This window comes from Synechococcus sp. CB0205, from assembly GCF_000179255.1.
Classification (GTDB): Bacteria; Cyanobacteriota; Cyanobacteriia; order PCC-6307; family Cyanobiaceae; genus Vulcanococcus.
The window spans coordinates 20,157-29,421 of sequence record NZ_ADXM01000031.1 but is presented as its reverse complement, the minus strand read 5'-3'; the positions used below and the strand labels follow the sequence as shown (position 1 = coordinate 29,421).

The 9,265-nt window shown below is 65.2% G+C and carries 10 protein-coding genes and 1 tRNA gene; 6 read left to right on the top strand and 5 right to left on the bottom strand.

Going from position 1 to position 9,265, the window contains the following annotated elements; all coding sequences use genetic code 11:
* On the bottom strand, positions 1-756 hold a 756-nt coding region (locus tag CB0205_RS14280; protein WP_198001904.1), incomplete at its 3' end, for a hypothetical protein.
* Between the two features lie 32 nt (positions 757-788).
* Here CB0205_RS14280 and CB0205_RS0105220 point away from each other — a divergent pair.
* Entirely contained in the window at positions 789-2,843 is a 2,055-nt protein-coding gene (locus CB0205_RS0105220) for a glycogen-debranching protein (RefSeq protein ID WP_029626128.1), read from the top strand.
* Positions 2,844-2,848: 5 nt separating this feature from the next.
* Here CB0205_RS0105220 and CB0205_RS0105215 read toward each other — a convergent pair.
* Positions 2,849-2,919, bottom strand: a tRNA-Gly gene (locus CB0205_RS0105215).
* A gap of 160 nt (positions 2,920-3,079) precedes the next feature.
* Here CB0205_RS0105215 and CB0205_RS0105210 point away from each other — a divergent pair.
* The 5 genes from CB0205_RS0105210 to plsY are packed head-to-tail and all read left to right on the top strand — an operon-like array spanning position 3,080 to position 7,138.
* Positions 3,080-4,408 carry an MFS transporter gene (locus tag CB0205_RS0105210; protein ID WP_010315147.1) on the top strand — a complete coding sequence of 443 codons (1,329 nt, stop codon included), beginning with the start codon at positions 3,080-3,082 and terminating at the stop codon, positions 4,406-4,408.
* A gap of 12 nt (positions 4,409-4,420) precedes the next feature.
* The gene (locus CB0205_RS0105205; protein ID WP_010315145.1) at positions 4,421-5,194 is read left to right on the top strand and encodes an ABC transporter permease; all 774 of its coding nucleotides are present in this window, start codon (positions 4,421-4,423) and stop codon (positions 5,192-5,194) included.
* Positions 5,191-5,592: a DUF3119 family protein gene (locus tag CB0205_RS0105200; RefSeq protein ID WP_071777941.1), complete on the top strand. Its 402-nt coding sequence runs from the start codon at positions 5,191-5,193 to the stop codon at positions 5,590-5,592. Before CB0205_RS0105205 ends, CB0205_RS0105200 begins: the two co-directional genes overlap by 4 nt.
* On the top strand, positions 5,589-6,488 hold the full coding sequence (locus CB0205_RS0105195; protein WP_010315141.1) for a DUF3086 domain-containing protein: 900 nt from the start codon (positions 5,589-5,591) through the stop codon (positions 6,486-6,488). The genes CB0205_RS0105200 and CB0205_RS0105195 overlap by 4 nt, the downstream gene beginning before the upstream one ends.
* Positions 6,485-7,138, top strand: a complete 654-nt coding sequence (plsY, locus tag CB0205_RS0105190; RefSeq protein ID WP_010315139.1) for a glycerol-3-phosphate 1-O-acyltransferase PlsY — start codon at positions 6,485-6,487, stop codon at positions 7,136-7,138. The genes CB0205_RS0105195 and plsY overlap by 4 nt, the downstream gene beginning before the upstream one ends.
* On the opposite strand, the gene proC is transcribed toward plsY, so the two are convergent.
* The 3 genes from proC to CB0205_RS0105175 form a co-directional block, all read right to left on the bottom strand.
* A complete protein-coding gene (gene proC, locus CB0205_RS0105185; protein WP_010315138.1) occupies positions 7,135-7,950 on the bottom strand; it encodes a pyrroline-5-carboxylate reductase in 816 nt (271 codons plus the stop codon). The two genes, plsY and proC, sit on opposite strands and share 4 nt — an antisense overlap.
* Complete coding sequence (locus tag CB0205_RS0105180; protein ID WP_029626127.1) at positions 7,947-8,507, bottom strand: cell division protein SepF; 561 nt, start codon at positions 8,505-8,507, stop codon at positions 7,947-7,949. The genes proC and CB0205_RS0105180 overlap by 4 nt, the downstream gene beginning before the upstream one ends.
* A 94-nt stretch (positions 8,508-8,601) precedes the next feature.
* A complete protein-coding gene (locus CB0205_RS0105175) occupies positions 8,602-9,249 on the bottom strand; it encodes a YggS family pyridoxal phosphate-dependent enzyme (RefSeq protein WP_043705494.1) in 648 nt (215 codons plus the stop codon).
* Between the last annotated feature and the right edge of the window lie 16 nt (positions 9,250-9,265).

The following is a 9,265-nucleotide window of genomic DNA, read 5'->3' as shown; positions in this document are numbered from 1 at the left end:
GACGGGCTCCTGGCCCTCTAAAGCAGCCCAGTCCAGGGCCTGCAACTGCTGTTGAACATCAGCGATCAAGGCCTCGCCCCGCAGGGCCCCCAAGCCAGCCCCACTCGCCAGAGCAACCGGCGTGGAGCGGGGCAACCAGTCCCCCAAGGCCTCCAGGCTGCGCAACCAACGGCTCCAATGGAACGAACGGCGCGTGCGCAGGGGACGGGCCTCACCCGACGCGACTGGACTGAGCAGCCGCCCGCAGAACAGCAGCGGCGCGCCATTGAATGCCCGATCAGCGAGCAGCACGGCACTGCCCGGGGTCGGGCCTGGGGTCCAGCGCAGGCTGTATCCCGGGGCGAGGGACTGCTCTGACGAGAAGGGCTCGAGTCCATCAACGGTCGGTAAGAGGTAGGCCTCCTGCTCCTGCAGGGAGACCGGCCACTGCAGCTCCTCTTGAAAGCGTCGGGTGCGGCCGTGGCCATCACGGCTGGTCAAGACCAGTCGACCCGGGCCGCGCTCCCGCAGAAAAGCCAGGTTGGCTTGATTCAGTCCTGGACAGTCGATCAGAAGACCCGCGCATCCCTCCCACTCCGGGGTCTCCAGCCACCAGGCCGAGCCCCCCAGCGTGTCGCGGTTGGGGGCAAAGAGCCAAAGGTTCTCGAGGACCTGACGCGGCGGGCGCCCTTCCGGCAAGGGCTCTGCAAACACCGAACCGGATGCAGCCTGCTGGGGGCTCTCCTCACTCACGACGGGCCACAACCGCTCCACCACCTTTAGCTTGTGGTGGCAGCCCCCAGGATCCGTTGGCTTCGATCCACCTCGGACAGCCCTGGCCACTTGGGGCGCAAGCGACGCCCAGGGGGGTGAACTTTTCCCTGGCCGCTCCCAGTGCCAGCCGGATTGAGCTGCTGCTGTTTCGCGATGGCAACGCCAGTGAACCCGAGCAAACGATTGAGCTGAAGAGCAGCCACCGCTCCGGCGACCTCTGGCACGTGGAGGTCGAGGGCGTCGGCATCGGCTGCTGCTACGCCTACCGAGTCTTTGGCCCCCTGCAACCGGGAAACCACGGCTACAACCCGTCCAAGTTGCTCCTTGATCCCTGTGCCCGTGCCATCACAGGGTGGGATGTCTACAGCCGAGTCGATGCCCTCGGCGGGATGCCGAATACGGCGAAGTGCCTCAAAGGGGTCGTCACCGAGAGGGATCGCTTTGATTTCCAAGCGGCGCCTAGACCGCGCCACAGCTGGCAGCGCACACTGATTTACGAGCTGCACGTGGGGGGCTTCAGCCGCGGCCAGGGCAGCCCGGTCACCCCGGACGCCCAGGGGACCTACCTGGGGTTAATCGAACTCATTCCATATCTAAAGGACCTCGGCATCACCACGGTCGAACTGCTGCCGGTGATGGCGTTCGACCCCCACGATGCACCCGAGGGACGCATGAACTACTGGGGCTACAGCCCCCTCAGCTGGCTGGCCCCCCATCACGGCTACCAGCAGGGAGACGATCCCCTACAGATTCGCCATCAGGTGAGGCAACTGGTGAGCGCCTGCCACCAGGCCGGCCTCGAGGTGCTGGTGGATGTGGTCTACAACCACACCTGCGAGGGCAACCAGGCCGGCCCAACCCTGAGCTGGCGCGGAATTGACGACCGCCTCTACTACCACCAGAACGCTAAAGGCGATTACCTCGACGTCAGCGGCTGCGGCAACTCCATTGCTGCCAACCGGCCCTTGGTGCGGCGCCTGATTCTTGAATCGATGCGCTGCTGGGCCCTGGAGCTGGGGGTCGACGGCTTCCGCTTCGACCTCGGCATCGCCCTCAGCCGCGGGGAAGAACTAGCCCCCCTCGACAAACCACCACTGTTTGAAGAGATCGAAGCCGACCCCGAGCTCTCCGATCTGAAGTTGGTCAGTGAGCCCTGGGACTGCGGCGGCCTCTATCGCCTGGCCGATTTCCCTGCCAAGCGCATTGGCAGCTGGAACGGCCGTTTCCGCGATGACGTGCGTCGCTTCTGGAAGGGAGATGACAAGAGCTGCTGGGCCATGGGCCAACGCCTGAGCAGCAGTCCCGATCTCTTCGGCGGCCAACCAGCCGTCCTGGGGCGCAGCATCACCTTCTTAACCGCCCATGACGGCTACACCCTGAACGACCTGGTCAGCTACGGCGGTAAGCACAACCTGGCCAATGGGGAGGACAACCGCGACGGGGATAACCACAACAACAATTGGAATCACGGCGCCGAGGGGCCCTGCAGCGACCCCGACATCCAATCCCTAAGGAATCGGCAACTGCGCAACCTGCTGGCGAGCCTGCTGCTCGCCCCCGGGGTTCCCATGTTGCTGATGGGGGACGAGGTGCGCCGCAGCCAGGGCGGCAACAACAACACCTGGTGCCAGAACAACATCCTCGGCTGGATGCATTGGGCACCGGACGCGGAGGACCTCGAACTCAAACGCTTCCTGCAACGGCTGATTCAGATCCGCCACCAGTGGGCCGATTTGTTCAATCCCGAGGTGCCCCATGCCGAGGCCAAGTCCCCCCGCTTCGATCAGCCGGGACACCTCATTCGCCAATGGCACGGCCCCAAACTCGGACAACCCGATTGGGCCAGCTGGTCCCACACCCTGGCCTGGAGTCTCAACGACCGTCAGCGGGGCCCCTTGATCTGGTGCGGGATGAACGCCTACTGCGAGGACCTGAGTTTCGAGGTGCCCAAGGTGAATCACGGCTGGCGCAAGGTGATCAACACCGCTGAGGCCGATGCTGCACCCGCCGACCCCCAAGCCTGGAACGGTGCAACCCAGGCCATGAAGAGCCGCAGCCTGGTGCTGCTCGTGGAGCAGAGCTGCTTCTAGAGGGAAGCGGGCTGCGGGAATCGAACCCGCATCATCAGCTTGGAAGGCTGAGGTTTTACCACTAAACTAAGCCCGCAGCAGTACAAACGCACTAGAAGCGTTCGGTGCTGAACGCCAGCGGATCGGGTTTCGCGCTGACTAGAGCATTATGACCTGCGTTCGGGACAGCGTCCTTGGCCGCCACGCCTCAAGCCCCTAGCGATGCCGTTGATCTGCGGGGCAGACCACGTCAACGCTTGCTCTGGGCCTATGGCCTCGGGGACGTCGGCACGGGCATGGGCGCCTCCCTGATTGGCTTCTATTTACTGCGCTTCTACGTCGCCGCGGGTCTTCCCCCCTGGCTCGCCGGCCTGGCCTATGGGCTCGGACGGCTTTGGGATGCCGTCAATGACCCGATCGTCGGCTGGCTCAGCGACAAGACCGTCAACACCAAACTCGGCCCACGTCTGCCCTGGATCCTCTGGAGCGCCGTTCCCCTGGGTGCCTCCATGGCACTGATGTGGTGGCTGCCCCCCTGGGACAACATCTGGACCAAGTTCTGGGTCTTTTTGGTGGTCTCCGTGGTCGCCAACAGCCTCTACACCTGCGTCAATCTCCCCTACACAGCCCTTGCGGCCGAACTCACCACCGACGTCGGACTGCGGACCCGGCTGAACACCTCCCGCTTCACCGGCTCGATCCTGGCCACGATAACCGCGGCCCTGCTGGCGGGGGTGCTGGTGAGCGATCTTCGTGATCCCTCCACCTATCTGCCGGTTGGCCTGGTCTCAGGCGTGATCATCAGCCTCTCGGGCCTGCTCTGCGGTTGGGGCCTGCTGCCGGCCGCCCGCAATTGCCAACGGCCTGAACCCACCCCCGGAACCACCCGCAAGTTGCTGCGGCGGGTGGCCCAGAACGGCCGCTTCTTAATGGTGCTGGCCCTCTATCTGCTGCTCTGGTGCTCCCTGCAGCTGATGCAGGCCGTCTCACTCTTCTTCCTTCCGGTCGTGCTCCAGGTGCCCGAGGGGCTGAGCAAATTGATCCTGTTGCCCTTCCTGCTCAGCTCCCTTGGGGGGCTCTGGCTCTGGAACAACGTCTCCCATCGAGCCGGACGCCTTCAGGCCCTGCGCCAGGGGGGGCTGCTCTGGATCATCGGCTGCCTTCTCGTGATGGTGCTCCAGCCCCTGAACAGCAGCCTGCCCCTGCTGGCCACCGGCAACCTGCTCAAGCTGGTCCTGCTGGTGGTCACCATCGTTTTGGCCGGCATCGGCGCCTCGACGGCCTATCTCATTCCCTGGTCACTGCTGCCCGATGCCATCGACGCGGACCCGGAGAAGCCAGCCGGGCAGTACAGCGCCTGGATGGTCCTGGCCCAAAAGGTCTGCATCAGCGTCGTCATTGCCCTATTGGGCATGGTCCTCAGCGCCAGCGGTTACGACGAAGCCCTCGCCAACACCGCCCAACCAGCCAGCGCCCTAGTGGCGATCCGGCTGTGCATGGGCATCATTCCCGCAGTGTTGGTGGTTCTTGGGCTAGTGGTGACGCGCCGCTGGCCCGAGAGGGGCCTGCATCTTCAAGCCAGCTAGCAACCCCATCGCATGCCTGCCCGCCGCCTTCCCGCCTGGCTTCGCCCCCGCTGGCTGACCCGCTTGGGGGAAAGCCTGCTGATTGGCGGTCAAGCCGTCTCGGCCCTGGCCAAGGGCCAGATCAACCCGAATGACCTCATCGCCGAATTGATGGAGGCGGGCCCCGGCAGCTTCCTGATCATCCTGATCACCGGACTGGCGGCAGGCACGGTGTTCAACATCCAGGCCGCCTCTGAGCTGGTCAAGCAGGGCGCGGGATCAACCGTGGGCGGGATCCTGGCCCTGGGACTGGCCCGTGAAATCGCACCGATCCTCACCGCCACCCTGGTGACCGGAAAGGTGGCCACGGCCTATGCCGCCCAACTGGGGACCATGAAGGTCACCGAACAGATCGACGCGATCACGATGCTGCGCACCGACCCGGTCCAGTACCTCGTCGTCCCGCGTCTGCTGGCCATGGTTGTCATGACCCCTGTCCAATGCCTCGCCTTCTTCGGGGTGGCGATCTGGTCGGGTCAAGTCAGCAGCGCCATCCTCTACAACATCCCGCCGGATGTCTTTTGGACCTCCGTGCGCGGCTGGATGCAGCCTTCGGACCTGCCGGCGATGCTGCTGAAGGCCGGTGTCTTCGGCCTTCAGATTGCCGTGATCGCCTGCGGCTGGGGCCTCACGACCCGGGGCGGCCCCAAGGAAGTCGGCACCAGCACCACTGGCGCCGTGGTGATGATCCTGGTGACCGTGTCCTTGATGGATGTGGTCCTGACCCAATTGCTCTTCGGTTCATGAGTCCTGCAACCGTGACTGGATCCGGTCCGAACCCTGATCAGGGCACGATCCTGGCCCCGCGGATCTGGGTGCCCCTGGGGGTCCTGCTGCTGGGCTTGGCCTGCCTGCTGCTCAACGTTTGGGCCGCCGCGCTGGTCAGCGTCTTTGGTCTATTCCTGCTGGTCCAGAGCCAGATCCTGCGCCTGCAGTTCTGCGCTGAGGCCCTGATCGTCTGGCGGGGCGAGAGCGTCCTACGCCGCTTCCCCTACAGCGAATGGCTCAATTGGACGGTGTTCTGGGGGCCATTCCCTGTGCTGTTCTATTTCCGTGAACAGCAGAGCATTCACTTCCTGCCCGTGTTGTTTGATGCCAACAGCCTGCGCGAGCAGCTCAACCACCACGTGAGCGCCCAGCCATGAGCGACGACGCCACCAACCCAACACAACCAGACGACTGGACGGCCCTTGCCACCAGCGAACTGCGGCAGCAGCGCGATGCCCTGCAGCAGGAGATCAGCGAGCTGAGCAGCCGGCGGGATCAACTGCAGCAGGAGATCCAAAGCAGCTTTGCCGGCCAATCCGACTCCATCGCCCGGCGGGTGAAGGGGTTCCAGGACTATCTGGTGGGAGCCCTCCAGGAACTGGCTGTCTCCGCAGAACAGATGGAGCTGGTGGTCCAGCCCCTGGTGGTTCAGCCCTCTCCCTTGGATCAAGCAGCCGCAGCCGAAGCCCAAGCCACAGCGGCGGCTGAGATCCCTGCTCCGGCACCGGCGGGGCTGTTCAGCAATGACGAAGCGCTGATTCGCGATCGCCTCGAGAGCTTCCAAGGCCAGGCCGACTTCTACGCCGATCCCTGGAAACTGCGCCGGAGCCTGGAGCCCGGCAGCGCGGCCCTGTTGGAGGACTGGTTCCTGGCCCAAGGGGGCCGCGGAGCACAACCCAGCTGCGGCAGCCGCAACCGCAATGCCCTGACCACCGCCGCCGCCATCTCGATCCTGGGCGAGCTCTACGGCGAGCGCTTCCAGACCTTGGTGCTGGCGGGGATGCCCGAGCGGCTCGGGGAATGGCGCCGGGGCCTGCAGGATTGCCTGGGCCTGAACCGCGAAGACTTTGGGCCGAGCAGCGGCATTGTTCTCTTCGAGCGCGCCGATGCCCTGATCGAACGGGCCGACCGCCTGGAGGAGCGCGGCGAACTCCCCTTCATCGTGGTGGACGCGGCCGAGCCGGCCGTCGAGGTGCCGATCTTGCAATTCCCGGTCTGGCTCGCCTTTGCCGGCAGCCCCACCGAGCTCGCCCTGGAGGATGACCTGCTGTGACCGACTTCGTGATCGCGCCTCTGCTCACCCTGGTTCTGGCCTACCTCTTGGGCTCGTTCCCCAGTGGCTACCTGGCGGGGCGTTGGCTCAAGGGAGTCGACATCCGCACCCTGGGATCCGGCTCCACCGGCGCCACCAACGTCCTGCGCCAAATCGGCAAGGGCCCCGCTTTGGTGGTGTTCCTGATCGATGTGCTGAAGGGCACCGCCGCGGTGCTCCTGGCCAAAGCCCTACTCCAGCCCGATGGCACCAACGCCCTGAGTGATTGGTGGGTGGTCGCCTCCGGTTTAGCGGCGTTGGCCGGCCACATCTGGCCCATCTGGCTGGGCTGGCGTGGGGGTAAGGCCGTTGCGACTGGATTGGGGATGCTGCTGGGCCTGGCCTGGCCCGTCGGCCTGGCCACCTTCGGGGTCTTCCTGACGGTGATCAGCGTCAGCCGCATCGTCTCCCTCTCGAGCGTGCTCGCCGCCCTGAGCCTTCCTCTGCTGATGCTGGCGCGCTTCGCCTCCCTGGGAGAGGCGATCCGTCCGGCCTACCTGAGCCTCTCGATCGTCGCGGCCGTGCTGGTGATCTGGAGGCACCGCAGCAACCTGAGCCGGATCGCTGCGGGCACCGAGCCCCGCCTGGGGGACAAGAAAAAAGAGGCCTAACCGAGCGCGCGACTGCGCTCTGCGGCGGCCACAACGGCCTCAATCAAGGCCGACCGCAGCCCCGCTTGCTCGAGGGCGCGGACCCCGGCAATGGTGGTGCCGCCCGGGCTGGTCACCATGTCCTTGAGCTGGGCGGGATGCAACTGCTGCTCATGCAACAGCGCGGCGGTCCCCGCCAAGGTGCGATGGGCTAGGTGCAGAGCTTGCGCCCGCGGCAGGCCGGAGGCCACCGCTCCATCCGCCATGGCTTCAGCCACCAAGGCCACAAAGGCGGGTCCCGATGAGGTCAGCGCGAGGAAAGCATCGAGCTGCGTTTCAGGCAGCTCCAGCACCTCACCCACCTGGGTAAACAACTCCAGCAGCCAATCCTTCTGCTCGGCCTCCAGACCCTCGCCCCAGGCCAAGGCCGTCAGGCCAGCGCGCACCAAGCAGGGGGTATTGGGCACCGAGCGCACCACGCGCCAGCTGGGGAACAGGCGCTGCAAACGCTCGAGCTTCAGCCCGGCCAACACAGAAATCAGCAGCGGCGATGCACCGGGAGCGGGGGCTGGAGCCGCGGCTGCCACGGCCTCCAGCTGCTGAGGCTTCACCGCCAGCAGCACAACCGGAGCCGCCCAGGCTTCACGGCCATCGACGCTCACCGAAAGGCCCGCGTGCTCAGTCTGTAGACGCTGGGCCGAGACCTGGGAGGCGACGACGGCGCGGACCGAAGCACGCTGCACCAGGCCGCTCTCCAGCCACGGAAATAGCAAAGCCTGGGCCATGCGGCCCAGGCCAATCACCCCGAAGGTCGAGGGGGAGGTGAGGCTCAACCGACGTTCGCGCCGTACTCACGGCCCCAGGCGGGGGTGGGGGCGATGTCCTGCTGGGGCTCATCAACGCTCTCGCGGTGAGCCACGGTGGGGGCAGAGGCCTCTTCACTGCCGGCGCTGGTGACGGTGACGCAGCTCGGGGCAAACAGGAAGATGCTCTCGCCGACGCGCTCTTGGTGTCCGTCGATGGCGAAGGTGCCGCCGGCCACGAAGTCAACGGCGCGCTGAGCCTGATCGGGCTCCATCATCGTGAGGTTGAGGATCACGGTCTTGCGCTCACGCAGGGCCTGGATCGCGCGAGGCATCTCGTCGAAGCTGCGGGGCTCCATCAAGGTGACCTCAGCCGCCGAGGTGGAGATGCCGGGCATGCCAATCACATTGCTCCCAGCGAAGGGATCAACGGCATCGAAATCGCTGGTCAGAGCGAGTGCCCCAGAGGGTGTCGAACCACTGGTTTCAGGCATGTCGCCCTGGTCGTAATCGAGATCGTCGTCCTCATAACCGTCGAGGTAATCGTCTCCGGAAACAACTGCACGCAGGCGGGAGAACAACGACACCGTGAAACCTCGGATTTGGCTTTCAACCTAGATAGCGTCCCACGCGAGCGGTGACAAGGGTTTCAGCGGATCATTGTTGGCTTTCATGCCGGTTTCAAAGCTTCGGACCAAAGAGGGCTGAACCCACCCGGACCCAGGTGCTCCCAGCGGCGGCAGCCTCGGGCCAATCACCACTCATTCCCATCGACAATTCGGCCAGACCCAGGCGCTGGGCAAGAGCCGAACACTCCGCAAATAACGCCGCCCGCTCTGCCCCCTCCACCTCCAGGGGAGCCATGGTCATCAGACCGACAATCCGCAGGTGCGGCAGCTGCTGAAGCCGCGGCCATTCCCGCTCCAATTCCTCAACGGAGAGGCCCCCTTTGTTGGGATCGGGGCGCAGCTTGACCTGCAGAAAGATGGAGGGCAGCAGCCCTTCCTCTCCTGCAATCCGCGAGATCCGCTCGGCCAGGCTCAAGGAGTCCACGGAGTGAATCACGCTGAATTGCTTCAGCACCGGCCGCACCTTGTTGGCCTGCAGACGGCCGATGAAGTGCCAATCCAGGTCAACGCAATCGGTCAGTTCCTGCTGCTTCGCCGTGGCCTCCTGCAGGCGGCTTTCACCAAAGCTGCGTTGCCCGGCTTGCACCAACGCGCGAATGCTGCTGGCGGGGTGGCCCTTGCTCACCGCCAACAAGCGGGTGTGGGAGGGCAACTGTGCAGACAGGGCTGCAAGACGATCTGCAGCAGGGGAAGTGCCCAACAGTTAGATGCCCAAC